Here is an 18316-nt window from a genome sequence, read left to right as displayed (position 1 = left end):
GGTTTGGAGGAGCGAATCCGTTGTATGTAATAACTGGCGCGACTCCAACCTATTATTCTCGTTCCTTTACTAATAGGTTTTCCTGTTTATTTTTTGGTTTTCTAATCAAGATTAATGTGATTAACATACCACTCAAAAAACTAATTATTATCATGACATACATATAGCGATCACTATTACGGTAATGATGGTCTGAAATAGCCGTAACCATCCCCTTTTCAAACGTTATGCGAACATATCCAATCAGGTTTTTATCGTGAAAAATAGGTTCTACAAGTTGTAGTCGACCGATGCTTGCTGTCTCTAAAGGCGTGTCTAACCCTAATATCTCTCTGGTTGATTTAGCTTCTTCACTTGCCGCAAGTTTAATACCTTCCGAATCGTAGATAGTGGCATCAAAAACGAGTCGTTCTCTGGCTAATTGATTCGTTAGCTTCAGCAGCCGCTCTTGGTCACTGTTTGTGATCATATCACTGGCAGACAGAGATGCTTGAGATACGAGTACTTTCGTCAGCGTTTCTAGTTGGCGAGACTGAATCTGTTCGTTACCTTTACTTATCACAACGCTGTTTTGTGCAATGTAGCCAAATATTAAAAGTAGAAAAATAATGGCGATACTTTTTAGAAATAGACCTATAGAGAAAAGTGAACGTTTCATTTTTGACCATTATTCTTTGTTTTTCAATGTAATTACATATTGGCGCTTGCCTTTTGAAATTGCAATAGGTTAACGTTTAGCTTAAGTGAATTTAGTGGGCATGGACGCAGTGAAAACTTTACCGATAAAAAAACAGACAAAACTTATTCAACGGTTACCTGAAACCCGACTTTCAAACCAATTGGATAGAAAAAATGCAAGTTGGGTAGTATTTTCGACTTATCTTTCACCTCAACTCTTTGAGGATATTGATTTTCATACGCAGACCTATAATTCTGTGTTGGAAGTGTGGAGCGTTGGACATTATGAAGTGGCTTTGATGTCCGGTGAACTAACAAATGAACATGAAAAAGTACTCAAAGCCTTGAAGGTTGACTACGCCTCTCTCTCCGAAGTGCCAGACCTAACTCAACCAGGTCTTATCGTTTTTGATATGGATTCTACCGCTATACAAATAGAGTGTATCGATGAGATCGCAAAATTGGCTGGTGTTGGTGAACAGGTATCAGAAGTAACAGAAAGAGCCATGCAAGGTGAGTTAGATTTTGAGCAAAGCCTGAGGCAACGAGTATTGGCTTTAAAAGGCGCTGACGAAGATATCTTAGATCAAGTGAGAACGACGCTGCCATTGATGCCAGATTTGAGAGAACTCATAAGTAGTCTACAAGGGTTTGGATGGAAAACGGCCATTGCTTCTGGTGGTTTTACTTATTTTTCTGATTACTTAAAGCAAGAGTTAAAGCTTGATCATGCACAGTCGAATACGCTTGAAATTATTGATGGGAAGCTCACCGGTGCCGTTATTGGAGGGGTGGTATCCGCTCAGGCGAAGGCTGATATTCTTCAACAGCTTGCTGAAGAATATGGTGTTACTCAACAAAATACTGTTGCGGTAGGTGATGGCGCGAATGATTTAGTGATGATGGAGGTAGCCGGTTTAGGTATTGCCTATCATGCCAAACCGAAAGTTGAACAACAAGCTCAAACGTCGGTAAGATACGCGGGGCTCGGTGGGATAATGTGCATACTATCGGGTCTATTAGCTAAGCATCGGAAGATCAGTTTTTAATGTGCTAGCACTTTAATTAAATTACCCTAGATCGTCGTATTTAGGGTGATTTGGTGACGCTTAAGTTAGTTCTAATCGAATTAATATTTCTTCCGTTATGTCTATGATTTCACCAAAGCCAACTATTGAGCTGAATTCTTTGTCGAGCGCTCTTGCATGATGCATGCTTGAAGATGCAAGTTCATTTAGTTTTTTTATCAAAATCTTAGTTGATGTGTTTTCGACGGGTACACCATTAATACGCAATACGTAAAACTCGCCCAGTTGTTTTGATTTCTTAATAAATCGCAACCTTTCTTGAAGTGTCGGGAACTCATCATAAAGCTTCGTGTAGATAGCTTCTATCTCGTCGTCATTCTTGATTACGGCAATATAAACGTCATGGTATACCGGTTTTGCCCCAGGGACTGGACGAATGGGGTCTTTTAGTAGTCTTGCACTTCTGTTTTTAAAGATGGGCTCTAAAGAGAAGTTTTTTTGATGCCCTAGTTTTTCCAATACTTTTAAGTGTGGCTCTAGCGGATAATTAACGCCAATCGCGATTGGTTGCAATACACTATCTTTTTTAGATATATAAAATGGTGTACTGGCTAATCTGGGTAGTACTATGTCATACATAGTATGCAGTAGCTCGATTTCAGGCAGTTCTTCGTCAGTGAGTGGTAGCTTATTCTTATTATGGGTAATGAGTTTTTTTAGGAAATTCATTGCTCGGTTTGTGAGGCTGTTCTCCTCCAGAGACAAATGAATATTCAACCCATTTGGGCTAATGCGCACAACGGTATAGGGGATGTGCGTTAATGGTGCAGATTGATCATACTGCTGCAACTCATTTAGACTAACCTTTATCGTGTTTCCAATCCTACACTGCAAAGGTTGGGATAAAGAAACAAACAGTCCGCGAGACGAAAAGTTAATTGTTTCTCCCGCAATCGGCACGTTTCCGTCTATAGTAATTTCAATAGGGGAGCGAAATTTAAAACGTTGCTCCTTTCGACGTGATACGTCGTCGTAATAGACACCTTTCGGGCTACCAACGATTTTTCGAGAATGTCTAAATTTATTCAATATGCTTGAGTTTAAAGGTGGCTTTTCAGTTAGTTGATAGTCCCTTACTGATTCCACGTTAGATATCTCCTGTAATAGGCCAAAATGGGTTATGTTGTCTTCTTCTGCCTTAGCATATACACCGGCGATGCTATTTTTCTCTTCAGGGCTAAGTTCGTGCATATGAATACGATAAACTTTCCAGCTATTTCTACGTGCGCCTGTATGCCAAAAAAGTTGTCGTTCGGCTCTGGTGGCTTCTGGAAGCATCAGTGAATAGTGCAACTCTTTATCTTGGTGTTCATGGACAAACGTATAGATAACATTACTTGAATGTTTAGCACCGAATTTAGTCAGTTCATTCATTCGTGAAGCATCAAACAGAGAACCTAGTGTTTGTTGATATCGTTCGTCATGCCAGTAATCCCAGACCTCTTTATTGAAATCATTAAGAAGAGCGTATTTTAATTCTGTGCCTGAGAAAAAGAGAGGTAGGTTTCGGGTGTATTTGATGTAAGCGTGTTCATAACCATGGGCTCTTGACTGTAATATTTTATCTTGATTATCATGATTGGCTTTTTTAATGTTGCTATTCAACATGATGTCGATGGCTCGACCAATGATATGGGTGTCGGTGAGTTTGATGGCACGTAACCATCGGATACTATCGTTTTCATAGCACTCTTCTATACCGATGATTCGATAATCAAGCGATGCGCTCAACTCATTAAGTTTGCTCTGTTTCTCTAGCTGAAAAAAATGCATTTCAACCATTTCGCCAAGGTTATAGTCGAACGCACTTGGCACTTTGAGTTTTACGCCCGAATTGGACAAATCAACGCTGGAGGCATGAATCTTTTGACCATTTCTCAATGTAATATCTACTTGTGTAGACATTTTTAGTCGTTTTTCTTGTCTGTTCAGAACCAACCCTAGTGTGATAGGTTCGACTTCAAACGGGCTTTCTGGGTTGGTTAAACCAGAACTAGAATTAGATTTTGTATTCTGGTGCATAACACGAAAATTATTTCTCGTGTTGACCATTGCTTCGTATACCCCTTCGGTATAACTACCAAATCGTTTTATTTTTTTATGATATGAGTTGATCGCAACGTCATCTAACCAATGTGTTCGGCCGTCCAATTTGTATTCTCTACACTCACCCTGAACTCTCCCTCTCAAGTCTATAGACCTAGTGCATGGGTTCATCAGTCGATTTAATTCCATTTTTGCAATCACTTTTGCTGACGCAGGTTCACCGTACGTTAGCTGCTCTAACACTATATTGAAGTCAGGAGAGCCATAAACAGGAATTAATCTTTCTACTAAAGAGAGTATTTCAGATTGTTGCATTTTTTCTGGTAGAGTGTGCTCAGTTAGGTTTATTGAGTATATATCGGCTTACTAACGATTTACTTTAATATATCGTTTCGATTCAAATGTACGTAAAATTTCGATTAATTGATTTAGATAACATTTATTGAGGATCCATGGCAAAAGTTAAACGAGCCTACGTTTGTAACGATTGTGGGGCTGATTATCCTAGATGGCAAGGGCAATGTAATGCATGTGGGGCTTGGAACACTATTACAGAGATACGTCTCGCGGCCTCTCCGCAAGTGGCAAGAAATGAAAGGCTGGTCGGCTATGCGGGTGCTGTAGAGTCTACCGTTCAAGTCTTGTCCGAGATTGACCTGCAAGAGGTTCCTCGTTTTACTAGTGGTTTCAAAGAGTTAGATCGAGTTTTAGGCGGTGGAGTGGTGCCTGGAGCGGCTATTTTAATCGGTGGTAATCCGGGGGCCGGTAAATCTACTTTGCTTCTGCAAACTATGTGTATGCTATCCTCTCAGATGCCTGCGCTCTATGTGACAGGAGAAGAATCGCTACAACAAGTTGCAATGCGAGCGTCTAGGCTAGGGTTACCGAAAGAGCATCTAAAAATGCTCTCAGAGACAAATGTAGACAAAATCGTCCAGATTGCGGAGAAAGAGCAGCCTCGCATCATGGTGATAGACTCGATTCAAGTTATGCATGTTTCAGATGTCCAATCTTCACCTGGCAGTGTCGCTCAGGTACGAGAGTCCGCAACCACGCTTACTCGATATGCAAAACAAAATAATGTCGCCGTGTTTATGGTTGGTCATGTTACCAAAGATGGCTCACTTGCAGGACCGAAAGTGCTGGAGCATATAATAGATTGCTCAGTACTATTTGATGGTGGTTCAGATAGCCGCTTCCGAACACTGAGGAGCAACAAAAACCGATTTGGTGCTATCAATGAACTCGGTGTCTTCGCAATGACCGAACAGGGACTCAGAGAGGTCAGCAATCCTTCGGCTATTTTTCTTTCTCGTGGAGAAGAAGAAACATCCGGTAGTTCTGTGATGGTGGTCTGGGAGGGGACGCGCCCGCTTCTCGTTGAGATACAAGCGCTAGTTGATTATTCACAGCAAGCCAATCCACGCAGAGTGGCCGTTGGTTTAGATCAAAATCGGTTGTCGTTGTTGCTTGCGGTGCTCCATAAACATGGTGGCTTGCAAATGGCAGATCAAGATGTGTTCGTTAATGTTGTCGGTGGCGTAAAGGTGACAGAAACAGGTGCAGATCTAGCGCTAATAATGTCATTACTGTCCAGTTTTCGAGACAGGCCATTACCTAAGGATGTCGTCGTCTTCGGTGAAGTGGGTCTTGCGGGTGAGATACGCCCAGTGCCTAGTGGGCAAGAAAGATTGATGGAAGCTTTTAAGCACGGGTTTAAAAAGGCTATTATCCCATCGGCAAATATGCCTAAAGGCGGAATAGCCGGAATGGAAATACATGGTGTTAGAAAGTTATCGGAGGCAATTGATGCTTTTGATGAGGTCTAATTGATAAATGAGATCTCTTTAAAAGTAGTCTATAAATGTCTTAATAATAAATTCTCTACTCGATGACAAATAATGTCTAACTACAATTAAATCTACGTGGTAAGATAAGCCACTTTTTTATAGAATCAACGCACGTTAGGGTATCAGTCTCGAGAGATTGTGGTATACTCTGCGCGCATTTTTATACCTTATTAACAGAGTAAGACAATGACTGATTTATCAAAATACAGAAATATTGGTATTTTCGCGCACGTTGATGCGGGTAAAACTACTACAACTGAACGTATCCTTAAACTGACTGGTCAAATTCATAAGACTGGTGAAGTTCATGATGGCGAATCTACAACTGATTTCATGGATCAGGAAGCTGAGCGCGGTATTACCATCCAGTCAGCGGCAGTAAGCTGTTTCTGGAAAGACCACCGCCTAAACGTTATCGATACTCCTGGACACGTTGACTTTACAGTAGAAGTTTACCGTTCACTTAAAGTACTTGATGGCGGCATCGGCGTATTCTGTGGTTCTGGTGGTGTTGAACCTCAGTCAGAAACTAACTGGCGTTATGCTAACGATTCAGAAGTATCGCGTTTGATCTTCATAAACAAATTGGACCGTATAGGTGCAGATTTCTTTAATGTTGTTGGTCAAGTTAAGAAAGTTTTAGGCGCGACGCCACTTGTTATGGTTCTACCTATTGGCCGCGAAGACGACTTCGTTGGTGTTGTAGACCTAATCACTCGTAAAGCATTCGTTTGGGATGACACTGGTCTTCCTGAAAACTATGCGATTCAAGACATCCCAGCAGACATGGTTGATGATGTTGAAACGTACCGTGAAGAGCTAATCGAAACAGCGGTTGAGCAAGACGACGATATAATGGAAGCGTACATGGAAGGTGAAGAACCTTCTATTGAAGACCTTAAGCGTTGTATCCGTAAAGGTACTCGTGATCTAGCGTTCTTCCCAACATACTGTGGTTCTGCATTTAAGAACAAGGGCGTTCAAATCGTTCTTGATGCTGTTGTTGACTATCTACCTTCTCCAACTGAAGTTGATCCTCAACCTCTAATGGACGACGAAGGTGAAGAAAATGGCGAGCACGCGATTGTTTCGCCAAATGAAACATTTAAAGCACTTGCATTTAAAATAATGGATGACCGCTTTGGTGCACTAACTTTTGTCCGCATTTACTCAGGTACCTTGAACAAGGGTGACACCATCCTTAACTCATTTACTGGTAAGACTGAGCGTGTTGGCCGTATGGTTGAGATGCAAGCTGATGACCGTAACGAACTTACTAGCGCTCAAGCTGGTGATATCATTGCGATTGTAGGTATGAAGAACGTGAAAACTGGTCACACTTTATGTGATCCTAAGCACCCAGTGACGCTTGAACCAATGGTTTTCCCAACGCCAGTAATCTCGATTGCTGTATCACCGAAAGATAAAGGTGGTTCTGAGAAGATGGGTATCGCAATTGGTAAGATGGTTGCTGAAGATCCTTCATTCCAAGTTGAAACAGACGAAGAGACTGGCGAAACTATCCTTAAAGGTATGGGTGAGCTTCACCTAGACATTAAGGTAGATATCCTTAGACGTACTTACGGTGTAGACCTAACGGTTGGTGCACCTCAAGTTGCTTACCGTGAAACTATTACTCAAGCAATTGAAGATAGCTACACGCATAAGAAGCAGTCTGGTGGTTCTGGTCAGTTTGGTAAGATCGACTATCGTATCAAACCAGGTGAACCTGGTTCAGGTTTCTCGTTCAAATCAGTTGTTGTTGGTGGTAACGTACCTAAAGAATTCTGGCCTGCAATCGAGAAAGGCTTTGGCGGCATGATGGAAAACGGTGTTCTTGCTGGTTTCCCAACACTAGACGTTGAAGTTGAATTATTTGATGGTGGCTTCCACGCCGTGGATTCATCTGCAATTGCATTTGAAATCGCAGCGAAAGGTGCATTCCGTCAGTCTATGCCTAAAGCTGGTGCGCAACTTCTTGAACCAATCATGAACGTTGACGTATTTACGCCAGATGATCACGTTGGTGATGTTATTGGTGACCTTAACCGTCGCCGCGGCATGATTAAAGATCAACAAGCGGGAGTTACTGGTGCTCGTATTAAAGCAGACGTTCCTCTTTCAGAAATGTTTGGTTATATCGGTCACCTACGCACAATGACTTCTGGTCGTGGTCAGTTCTCAATGGAATTTGCTAACTACTCTCCGTGTCCGAACAGCGTTGCTGAAGCAGTCATTGCTAAAGTTAAAGAAGACAAAGAAAGAGAAAGAAAAGAGAAGAAATAACTTCTTTGTTCTGAGTTAAAAAAACCCGAAAGTGTAAGCTTTCGGGTTTTTTATTGGGTGAAATTTGCTAATACTACGATTAGTGGTGGGTTATTTTATTGCATATTAAGCCAAAGGCTTTCAACTTTCGTTCTCGCCCAATCTGTTTTGCGTAAAAATTTTAAGCTAGATTTGATGCTTGGATCTTTCTTAAAGCAATTTATGTTGACCATACTGCTTAATTCCTCCCAGCCATAATGTTCGACGAGATCCGTGAGTAGTTTTTCAAGTTTAACCCCATGAAGTGGGTTATTGAGTTGAGTCATAATGTACCTACAAATAGTTTTGCCGTTATTATACGTTATATCTACCGATGATAGATAATCTGTAAAAAAATAGGGGTTGTCGATATAAAAACTGAACATCAACCTTACTTAAATAAATATTTTCAGACACTGCTAAAGGGGCAGTATACGGACAGTCTTTCAGTCGTTGCAGAGTATTTTTGTGGCGATGAATGGAATGCGAATGAATGCGCTCGTCTTGTATTGAAAGGAATTAAAACCGCAACCTGCAGCTTGAAGGCTGCTTACAATCTCGAAGGTGAAGTGCTTCCTTAAGTTGGCTGGCTGATGGTCTTACTGAATTGGGATGAGGTGCCTGTCTGTATCATAGAAACAAGGTCTATAAAGCAGATACCATTCAATCAAGTTTCAGAATATTTTGCATTTGCCGAGGGAGAAGGGGGGGGATAAAAGTTATCGGGGATGGCATCTCGCTCACACCAATTTTTTTCGTTCGGTGTGTGACGAGTTAGGTATTAAATGGTCAGAAATATGGAGTTAGTTTGCGAAAGGTTTAATGTTGTTTACCGCGGTGAAAGATAAGTTCATAAGATAAATGAGAGAGACCCCATACCGAGTGATATAGGGTCATTAGGTCTAGACAGAAAAGAGGTTACTCTTCCCAAATAACCACTTTATCTTTTGGCCAGTTAGCGCCAACGTCGTGATACTTCTTCTCTAGAATATGGCGCTTAATCTTTAAGGTTGGTGTTAAAATATCATTCTCGATACTCCACGGTTCTTTCACCATCAAGACACCTTTAATTTTTTCATGAGATTCTAAATCTTGATTCATACGTTTAATGACGCGTTCTGCTCGCCTCTGATAACGTTCTTTGTCAAAGTTAGGGAACTGATGAGGGACGGCTAAAAGAATGGGCGCAGGCATACCTAGACCTATTAAACACATCATTTCCACTCGGCTGTACTCATAGAGTTTTTTCTCAATAGGTACAGGCGCGACAAATTTGCCTTTTGCTGTTTTAAATGTATCTTTTTTACGTCCTTGTATGGAGAGATAACCTTCGTCATCTAACGATCCAATATCACCAGTATGCAGCCAACCATCATCATCAAAGGAAGCTTTGGTTGCTTTTTCATTCTTGTAATATCCAGCGAACATACCTTTACTACGCACCATGATTTCTTCGTCGGTAGCTATCTTAAGTTCTATACCCGGTCCGCCATTACCAACTGTCCCGATTTTTTCAGATCTGAAAGGGTAGTTGAGTGTGCTGTAAGCAAACGACTCTGTCATCCCCCAAGCTTCGGTTATATTTATGCCTACACTGTGATACCAATTGAGAAGTGCCGGTGATACGGGTGCAGAGCCACAGCCTAAGACCCGGCTTTGATCCAGTCCTAATCCTTCTATGATTTTCTTTTTAACGATTGAATTCACAAATGGTATTTTCAGCAGAAAGTTGAGTTTCTTTTGAGGCATTTTGTCTTGGATACGTTGTTGGAAGAGAGCCCATAGACGAGGTACAGATATAAACAGTGTCGGCCTTTGCATTTTGACATCGTCAATAAATGTGTCCAACGACTCAGGAAAGGCAACCTGAACACCGCCAACGATAGACGAACCAAAGATATATACACGTTCTGTAATATGTGCCAACGGCAAATAAGAGAATGCGCGATCTTCTTTTTGAACACCAAGGATCTCAACTAAGCGCTCGGCTGACCAACTGAAGGCGCCATAAGTAAGCATTGCTCCCTTTGGTGTTCCAGATGTACCCGAGGTATAAACCAATGACATTAGTTTGTCGTCGAAGTGTTGAGGACGCTCGTCCGTTGGTCGTGAAGTTTCTATCATGGTGTTAAATTCGAAGTCACATTTTGGTGCCGTATCATAAGGCAAAGATATCGTTAAAAGCTCAGGATGAGCATTTATTACGGATTCGACAGCAGCAGCGTTATCTAGCTTGCCAATGATAGCTGCTTTACTTTCGCTGTGATTAATACAGTAATCAATTGTGTCTGCACCTGCGGTAGGGAAAATAGGGACACTAACAAAGTCACCCATCATTAATGCTAGGTCAGTGATAAACCATTCCGCGCAGTTTTTAGATATCAACGCTATCTTATCGCCAGGCTGTAATCCTTTTTCTCTCAAGGCGGTAACAAATTTTAGGGCCATCTGTGCAACCTGAGAATAGGTATAGGTAACGAATTGACGGTCAATAATCTGTTTAAGATAAACCTCTTGGGGTCGAGAGTCCGCCCATTTAAGCAAAAGCTCATTGGGTGGTGGCAATGAGCAAGATTGCGAGGCCACTTCTTGGTTAAGTTCTACGTCTGCATGTATTGGTCGACTCATGATTACCCGTTCCATCGTTAGTATTTCGTTACTTTATTGTAACATACTAGCAACATATTGGTAGTTTTTAAACGAGCGTTTGAATGCCACTATGGTCGTATATACGACCATAGCGGAGAAGAAAAATATAAGCTTTATTTGAATGCTTCTTATTAATAATGACTACGTCCAATTTTATGAGGTTAATTCCATTTCTGATAATTATATCAAATAAAAAAATAATCGATTTTTTCTATAAGTAGAAAATTGACAGACCAATTCTATGAGCTACATTTTAAATACAAGGAATTATTAGTGATCTTAGTTCAATAATATAATGGAATAATTGTCTTGTTTTTGAGAAATAGAACATTTTCTTTAATTGTGATGCAGTTCTCAAATAGTGTGGTTAGGTGTCCCGTATATGAGACGGGCGTTATATAAGTTTAATAGCAGTTAAAATTAATAAAAAGATGTTGATTTGAATTGTTTAAAAGCACAACTATCATTGTAACTAATTGTAATTAAAGTTATTTAATTTTTGTCATGACTATTTCAGAGTTAAGATGTTTAATTTTTAGAGTAAAGGACCTTTTGGTGCCGATGAAGTATTGCTCTAAATAAAAACTTCAGAATTTCATAGGGTTTAAATGACAATGTCATCATTTGGGCTATAGTTAAAATTAGCTTTGGCATATTTTGAAGTTGAGATGTGGTTTTTCTACAGGCTCAACCCAAGTATGAAGAATGGGCTGATTGTCTTATTATTTAATAAGGTGACGGGTATATGTTTAAATTTTTTAGGATGTCATTTTTAAACGGTATGATATTCTAAATCTCGTTCTTAAAGTGTTCTCTACCTTGTTTGGGTAGGTGCTTTATAAACAATGAATATTAATAATTCAGATACTTACTTTGGTTGTTGGTGATTAAAGCTGAGTAATAATCAATTAGATACGATGTGGAGTCTATTATGTTTCTTTCAACTTATGTTAAAACAAAACTTTTTCTAGAAGAATTCAAAAATGATGAACGCGGTGTAACAGCGATTGAATATGCAATTGTTGCGGTTGCGGTTGCAACTGTTGTTGCTCTAGCAATTGGTACGACAGCTGGTGGTACGCTCGGGAAATTAATCACAGATTTACTTAATAAAGTAGCAAACGTTGCTGTGTAATTACCAAAGCAAACCAGTAATAGTTTAACTGTGGCAGCTACTGATATATGCGCGGTCATTACAGCTTTATTACTTATTTTTGTAATACAAAGTGACTTTCGTCATAGAAAAATCCCTAATACAGCGTCAGTTTTATTGTTGATAAATTCGACGCTGTATTGTGTTTTTAATGGTTATTGGATGCAGTGGCTGATTGTTGTACCAGTTTTTCTTTTTGGTCTTCTTTTATGGCGATTGAACGTTTGGGGAGCAGGGGACGCAAAGTTGCTTGCTGCAATATCACCAATGATATCCCCAGATTATTTTATCTCTACTTTGCTGTTGGTTGCATTTCTTGGTGGAGCACTGTCAATTGTTATTTTTGTTAGCTCGCGGCTTAGAAAAAATAGAGTAATTGCTCATATCCCATACGGAGTTCCAATTTCTATCGGATGTTGGTTAGGGATAATGGCTTCAATCCCTTAGGGGTATATAAATGAATTTTAGAATATTAATACCTGTTGCACTTATCGCTATTGGTGCTGGGCTTTATGGTTTATCAGGCAATCTGATAAAGCAAGATGCAGAGCAGAATGTGGTTGATGTTGTTGAAGACGTCAATATGATCACCGTCTGGAAAGCAAAGGAAGATATAAAGCGGGGTCAAATGGTAACGCGCACGCAGTTTTATGTGACGAAAGTTACCGAGCCTGAAGCGAATGACAACGGCATCACGGAGGATGTTGAGATAGAGTTTGTTCGTGGTGAGGTCTCTTCTAAAGATATAAGTTCTGATGGGTGGGTGACTCAATTAGATCTTATAAAACCCGACCAAGATGGATATATAGATTTGATCATCGCTGACAATATGGTGCCCTACGGAGTAAAAGTTGATTCTGATACTATCATTGGTGGTGTTATTACTCATGGCAGCTTAATCGATGTTGTCGCACTTTCGTCGCTGAGTCAGAATTTAGCGTCCAGTGATAAAGTCCAACCAATTCAGACCGTTTTCTTCTCCCCTATTCTTATCGCGGTCAAAGTCTTGAAGGTTGAGCAAAATGTGCTTGAAGACGACACAGAAGTCAGCTTGGTATTGGAACTGACGCGAAAGCAATTAGCGAAGTTGGTGATAGCAAAAAAAATAGCACAATTAGAATTTCATAAGTCAGTTGGTGCCGAACAGGCAGAATTACTCCAAGCCAATTCAGGTGATATCTTACCCACCTATCGAGCGATCAAAGAGTTTCGCGCGGGTGATGTAAATATAAAATAATAAAGGTTAAGTGGTATGGATACTCGTAGGTTATCTCAGTGGTTAGTATTTGTAGCGTGTCTGTTTAGCTTCTCTGCACTTGGCGCGCGTATAGTGAATTTATCCGAAGGTGATGCGGAAACAATAACAGTGACGGAAGAAATTGGCTCTGTATTCATCTCTAATCCAGAAATTGCTGACTATCAGGTTATAGACAAGAATAAAGTTGTGTTTTTTGGTAAAAAAATTGGCAATGCTTCGTTGATTATTTTTGATGAAGAGGGGCAAACACTGGCATCGAGAAAGCTGGTTGTCAATAAGAGCATGGTTCACATACAACAACAGATTCAACTCAGATATCCCGATGTAGACGTCAATATATACAACCTAGGTGATCAAGCAGTTCTCAGTGGATTAGTGTCAAGTGATCAAGAGAAAGAAGACATCTATCATTTGGTAGGCGAACTGTTGGCTAAAGACGCTGAGATCACGATTGTCGAATGGGATTTAGGTGATACCCAATACGAAATGGATTTTATGCGCAAGTATCGTTTCCCTGGCTTGGTTAACAATATTGAGGTTGCAACAACGAAACAGGTGAACGTTAAACTGTCCATTGCTGAAGTCTCTCACTCATTTATGGAACAGTTTGGTATTCAATTAGGCAGCAGTGGACAGACCGCTGGTGTTTTCGTCGATTATCTAACCAACTTTAGTGCCGATGATATCATATCAGTCATTACTGCAATCGGTGATGATAGCGTCGGTCAGATACTTGCAGAGCCGAACTTGTCGGTTATTTCTGGTGAGACTGCAAGTTTTCTTGCTGGTGGTGAGCTACCTGTTGTTACCTATGTCGACGGTGCGACAAACGTGGAATACAAAGAGTATGGTGTCCGTCTTGAATTGATGGCGAAGGTACTTAGAGATGACAAAATTAAGCTCTCATTAATGCCGGAAGTGAGTGCGTTAGATGATGTGTTTTATAGTGACGATACCTACAACGTACCAGCACTAAGAACCCGCCGTGCAAGAACGACCGTTGAGTTAGGTGATGGCCAGAGCTTCGTGCTTGCTGGATTACTGAGTTCTGAAGATACTGAATCACTGAGACGAATCCCTTATATTGGCGATATTCCTATTCTAGGTGCGCTGTTTAGGCACACTGAGACTACTCGAACTAAGACCGAACTGCTCATTATCGCAACCGTTAATCTAGTACAGCCGATTCAGGCCAACCAGATCCAGATTCCGACGATGGAAAAAACATCCAATTTACACCGCTTTTTTGGTATTGAAGGTACTTACAAAAAAGCAGATGAGAAATGGGCCAATGAGGTGTTAGCTTCTGGAGGGTTCAAACAATGAAAAAAATAAAATTATCGAAGGCTCTGGTTATAATATTCTGCGCTTTAGGCCTAAATGCATGTGTGGATGTTATTGGCGAGAGGAAGGGGGCGGAACTACAGGTCGTACCAATTACTTACACGTTGAATCTGAGCGTTAAGAAAAATAATGAAAAAGCCGCTTGGCGAGAGCTCGACCAATATGTAGAAAATAATTGGAATAGGATTGCGACTCAACAACTTAATTTTACATGGTATACCTCTACAGGGAATAAGTTAGCTGAAGAGTACCAGAAACACCTGCTTTCAAAAGGCCTAAATAGGAATCAAATAACGATAACTAAGGGGGGCCTCCAAGAGGGAGGAATAACGAAAGATCTGACATTTGAAACGGTCGTTAATAAGGTATTTTCGAATATTTGTAGCTATGAAAAAGTGGGCACATTTGGCAAAACGGAAAGTGGTTGCTATGCAGAAAGTGCAAGATGGCAGTCGATGGTCAATCCTGAAAAAATGCTAGCTGAAACCAATAATAAATAGGATGTGCAAGGATGTTTGATTTAGTTGATATTCTTAAAAAAGATAGTGCACATGGAGATGATGGGCCAAAAGATGAAATCACATCGGTACTATTTTATCAGACAGATAAATGTCAGGCTCTGGTTAAAGAGGCGTATCGTTTCGAAGGGTTAGTAACTCCGGCTATCGTTCAAAATAACGATGAGAATATTAAAGAACATGTCCGAAATGAGAGTATCGAGATTGTAATCGTTGAGCTTAACGAAAGTAATAATGTAAGCCAAGATGCAGAAAGAATCAGTCACTTATTACCAAATGATGCATCAGTAATAGTGATTGGTAGTGAAGATGCGATTTCGACGATAAGAAACCTGAAAGGAATGGGCTTCTACTATCTATTTTGGCCGATTACCAAGCATGAACTTATAGAGTTCGTGGTCAGTGTCCACGAGAACCGAAATAAGAACAAGGGACTTGGTAAGAAGCGGAAAGCAAAACAGATAAGTGTTATCGGTTCAAAAGGGGGGGTCGGGACTACATTGATATGCTCGGAGATTGCGTATCTCTTGTCTGAAGACAAGAAGTCGTCATGTGTTCTGGTGGATAACGATTACCAGGGTGGCAACATCGATATAATGCTTGGTATGGAGAAGTTTGAGAAACGCCAAATCAGGCCTGGTGCATTTGCGACCACATTAGATAATACCTCCGCTCAAGGCATGTTAATCAAACATAATAAATTACTATCGGTACTATCTCTGACGTCAGAGTCACTTGCCAATGCAGAAATAAAAGAATATACAAAAACGGTTGTGGAACATATTGCTGCGGACTGTAACTTTATTATCGATGACCTCTCTTCCATTGCCAGACAAAACTTCAATAAAGAGGAAGTGGTTGAGTTGTCGGATAGTGTCATCCTTGTATTAGAACCGACAGTTTCTTCGTTGCGAGATGCGGCAAGAATCAAACAGCAACTAGAAGACCAAAATCAAGAGAGCAATATGCGAGTATTTGTCGTACTAAACTATTGCTTACCTACCTCTTCAGGCACGATCACTCTAAAAGAGGTTGAAAAATACCTACGAAGAGAAGTCGATGTAATTATCCCTTTTGTAAAACAGCTAGATGCTCTCGTTTTAGAACGTAAAAGAATTTCTAAGATAGGTGGTAAGGCAGAAAAAGGACTGCGTAGGTTGGTATCACTCATAGTGGGTGAAGATGAAAAAAAAGGTTTTTCACTATTTTCTCGTAGGAAATAACGGATGAGTGAAACAAAAGAAATTTACGTTAATATAAGAAGACAGATTTATGATGCCCTAGATCCAGAGGCGATAAACCGTTTATCAGACAGTCAATTAGCGCAACAACTCTCTAAAGCGGTTGACATGCTTGTTGAGAAAGATGCACTTCAAGTTCCTGTCGTACTACGCAATGAATTTGTTCAAAGTTTAGTCGATGAGCTCCATGGTCTTGGACCTTTGCAACCTTTAATGGAAGACGATTCCATTACAGATATTATGATCAATGGGCATGAACACGTGTTTATAGAGCGCGGTGGACTCGTTGAGAAAGTACCTGTTAACTTTGTTGATGAAGCTCAAGTGTTGGAGATTGCAAAGCGTATCGCGGGAAGGGTTGGTCGACGTGTCGATGACTCGTCTCCTTTATGTGATGCTAGACTTGCAGATGGTAGTCGCGTAAATATTGTTATCCCTCCGATTGCTCTAGATGGAACCTCTATCTCTATTCGTAAGTTTAAAAAGCAAGCGATCGATTTTTCTCAACTTGTTGGTTTTGGCGCGATGAGCCCAGAAATGGCTCAAATCTTGATGATTGCAGCAAGGTGCCGGCTTAATATTTTAATTTCAGGTGGTACCGGCTCAGGTAAAACCACCATGCTTAATGCCTTGTCTCAATTTATTTCCGAGAAAGAACGTATTGTCACGATAGAAGATGCTGCAGAATTGAGGCTACAGCAACCACACGTTGTTCGGTTGGAAACACGCACAGCTGGTATTGAAAATACCGGTGTGATTCACCAAAGAGATCTGGTGATAAACGCATTGCGTATGCGGCCCGACAGAATCATTGTCGGAGAGTGTCGTGGTAGTGAAGCATTCGAAATGTTACAGGCGATGAATACCGGACATGATGGTTCAATGTCGACCTTGCACGCCAATACACCAAGAGATGCCATCGCGCGTGTTGAATCCATGGTAATGATGGCAACGGCTAACCTTCCACTGGAAGCGATTCGAAGAACCATCGTCAGCGCGGTTGATCTTATTATCCAGATAAGCAGATTGCATGACGGTAGCCGTAAAGTGATGAGCATTACCGAAGTAGTCGGGCTTGAAGGTTCTAGTGTGGTACTGGAAGAAATATTTCAGTTTAGACCAGAGCACGGAGATGCTAATGCTGAGAAAGTGCAGGGAAATTTTGTAACCGCGGGATTAATGAAACGCTCGATTTTAGTGGAAAAAGCACGCTTCTTTGGCTTAGATGAACAGCTAGACGCTCTGTTCCAGAATAAAAGAGGGCGTTCATGATATATCTATTTTTGGTTATTTTGGGTGTTGTCCTCATCGTTTTTTCTCTTGCGACAGATAGAAAAAAAAACAACTATTTAGAAGAATACAATAAAACGGTTCACGTTTATTCTCTAAGTGGAGATGACGATGCGGTCGATTTTAATACCCTATCAGACAGAACTCTTTGGCAGAGAATTCAGGATAGAATAAGTAATCTTAAGAAACAAATAGGTGCACTCGCATCCATTAAGATAATCCTATTTGTCGTTGCATTACTCTTTGCAGGTAATGAGATTAATCAACGTTTTTTACGCGGTAACCTTATTCTTATTGAGGTTGTTACCGTCTTTATTGGACTGCTATTTGCGTATTCATGGTTACAGAAACGAGAGAGAACGCAATTTGAAGAAGCTTTTCCTGATGCATTGAATATATTGGCAAGTGCCGTGTCATCCGGTGAGAGTATTATGCATGCCATCATGTATGTTGGTAAGAACCTAGACGGGGATGTTGGGGCAGAGTTTAAGGTCATGGGCGACCGCTTACAAATGGGTGAAGCTCCGGATGAAGTTTTTAGAAAATCGTGTAAACGCTTCCCATATCCATCTTTCTATTTTTTTGTAATAACACTTAGGGCAAATATGCATCGTGGCGGGCAATTAAAAGACGTTATCACGAGACTAAATCGACTGATGTTTGATGCCAGAGCGATAGATAAGAAAAAATTTGCGCTTACTGCAGAAGCTCGAGCTTCCGCTAAAATTGTTGCAGCAATACCATTTATCTTCTTATTGCTGATGCAGTATATCAGCCCATTAAATTACGAATTTGTCATGTTTAGTGAGGAAGGTAGGCCGATTTTATACTACGTCCTAATAAGTGAAGCGATAGGTATAACAATTATTACCGCTTTGCTCAAAGGAGTTAGGTGAT

At 40.6% G+C, this 18316-nt stretch carries 15 protein-coding genes; 11 read left to right on the top strand and 4 right to left on the bottom strand.

The genetic code is table 11. The annotated features are described in order from the left end of the window. Positions 1–52: 52 nt before the first annotated feature. The gene (locus L3V77_RS13860) at positions 53–658 is read right to left on the bottom strand and encodes a YtjB family periplasmic protein (RefSeq protein WP_275134675.1); all 606 of its coding nucleotides are present in this window, start codon (positions 656–658) and stop codon (positions 53–55) included. Positions 659–758: 100 nt separating this feature from the next. Here L3V77_RS13860 and serB point away from each other — a divergent pair, with 100 nt between their 5' ends. After that, on the top strand, positions 759–1727 hold the full coding sequence (gene serB, locus L3V77_RS13855; RefSeq protein WP_275134674.1) for a phosphoserine phosphatase: 969 nt from the start codon (positions 759–761) through the stop codon (positions 1725–1727). Between the two features lie 60 nt (positions 1728–1787). On the opposite strand, the gene L3V77_RS13850 is transcribed toward serB, so the two are convergent. Next, on the bottom strand, positions 1788–4127 hold the full coding sequence (locus L3V77_RS13850; RefSeq protein ID WP_275134673.1) for a PilZ domain-containing protein: 2340 nt from the start codon (positions 4125–4127) through the stop codon (positions 1788–1790). A gap of 137 nt (positions 4128–4264) precedes the next feature. Between L3V77_RS13850 and radA the strand changes: the two genes are divergently transcribed. Both radA and fusA read left to right on the top strand, forming a co-directional pair. Then, positions 4265–5641, top strand: coding sequence for a DNA repair protein RadA (radA, locus tag L3V77_RS13845; RefSeq protein WP_275134672.1), 1377 nt, complete (start codon positions 4265–4267; stop codon positions 5639–5641). A gap of 207 nt (positions 5642–5848) precedes the next feature. Beyond that, positions 5849–7948, top strand: a complete 2100-nt coding sequence (gene fusA, locus L3V77_RS13840; RefSeq protein ID WP_275134671.1) for an elongation factor G — start codon at positions 5849–5851, stop codon at positions 7946–7948. Positions 7949–8043: 95 nt separating this feature from the next. Here fusA and L3V77_RS13835 read toward each other — a convergent pair whose 3' ends face one another. Both L3V77_RS13835 and L3V77_RS13825 read right to left on the bottom strand, forming a co-directional pair. Continuing rightward, positions 8044–8253 (bottom strand): VF530 family protein, encoded by a 210-nt coding sequence (locus L3V77_RS13835; protein ID WP_275134670.1) that lies wholly within the window; start codon positions 8251–8253, stop codon positions 8044–8046. Positions 8254–8884: 631 nt separating this feature from the next. Further along, positions 8885–10609: an AMP-binding protein gene (locus L3V77_RS13825; protein ID WP_275134668.1), complete on the bottom strand. Its 1725-nt coding sequence runs from the start codon at positions 10607–10609 to the stop codon at positions 8885–8887. A 937-nt stretch (positions 10610–11546) separates the two neighbouring features. Between L3V77_RS13825 and L3V77_RS13820 the strand changes: the two genes are divergently transcribed. The 8 genes from L3V77_RS13820 to L3V77_RS13785 are packed head-to-tail and all read left to right on the top strand — an operon-like array spanning position 11547 to position 18315. Then, entirely contained in the window at positions 11547–11750 is a 204-nt protein-coding gene (locus L3V77_RS13820) for a Flp family type IVb pilin (RefSeq protein WP_275134667.1), read from the top strand. 30 nt (positions 11751–11780) lie between these two features. Continuing rightward, entirely contained in the window at positions 11781–12215 is a 435-nt protein-coding gene (locus L3V77_RS13815; RefSeq protein ID WP_275134666.1) for a prepilin peptidase, read from the top strand. A 10-nt stretch (positions 12216–12225) separates the two neighbouring features. Further along, complete coding sequence (cpaB, locus tag L3V77_RS13810) at positions 12226–13005, top strand: Flp pilus assembly protein CpaB (RefSeq protein WP_275134665.1); 780 nt, start codon at positions 12226–12228, stop codon at positions 13003–13005. A gap of 15 nt (positions 13006–13020) precedes the next feature. After that, a complete protein-coding gene (locus L3V77_RS13805; RefSeq protein WP_275134664.1) occupies positions 13021–14352 on the top strand; it encodes a pilus assembly protein N-terminal domain-containing protein in 1332 nt (443 codons plus the stop codon). Next, a complete protein-coding gene (locus L3V77_RS13800; RefSeq protein WP_275134663.1) occupies positions 14349–14870 on the top strand; it encodes a hypothetical protein in 522 nt (173 codons plus the stop codon). The genes L3V77_RS13805 and L3V77_RS13800 overlap by 4 nt, the downstream gene beginning before the upstream one ends. Before the next feature lie 11 nt (positions 14871–14881). Next, positions 14882–16111, top strand: coding sequence for an AAA family ATPase (locus L3V77_RS13795; protein WP_275134662.1), 1230 nt, complete (start codon positions 14882–14884; stop codon positions 16109–16111). A gap of 3 nt (positions 16112–16114) precedes the next feature. Beyond that, on the top strand, positions 16115–17401 hold the full coding sequence (locus L3V77_RS13790; RefSeq protein WP_275134661.1) for a CpaF family protein: 1287 nt from the start codon (positions 16115–16117) through the stop codon (positions 17399–17401). After that, entirely contained in the window at positions 17398–18315 is a 918-nt protein-coding gene (locus tag L3V77_RS13785) for a type II secretion system F family protein (RefSeq protein ID WP_275134660.1), read from the top strand. The genes L3V77_RS13790 and L3V77_RS13785 overlap by 4 nt, the downstream gene beginning before the upstream one ends. Position 18316: the final 1 nt, after the last annotated feature.

It is taken from the genome of Vibrio sp. DW001 (assembly GCF_029016285.1).
In the GTDB taxonomy this organism is placed as follows: Bacteria; Pseudomonadota; Gammaproteobacteria; order Enterobacterales; family Vibrionaceae; genus Vibrio.
Note: the sequence above shows the minus strand (reverse complement) of the source record. Positions and strands in the feature narration are given on the sequence as shown.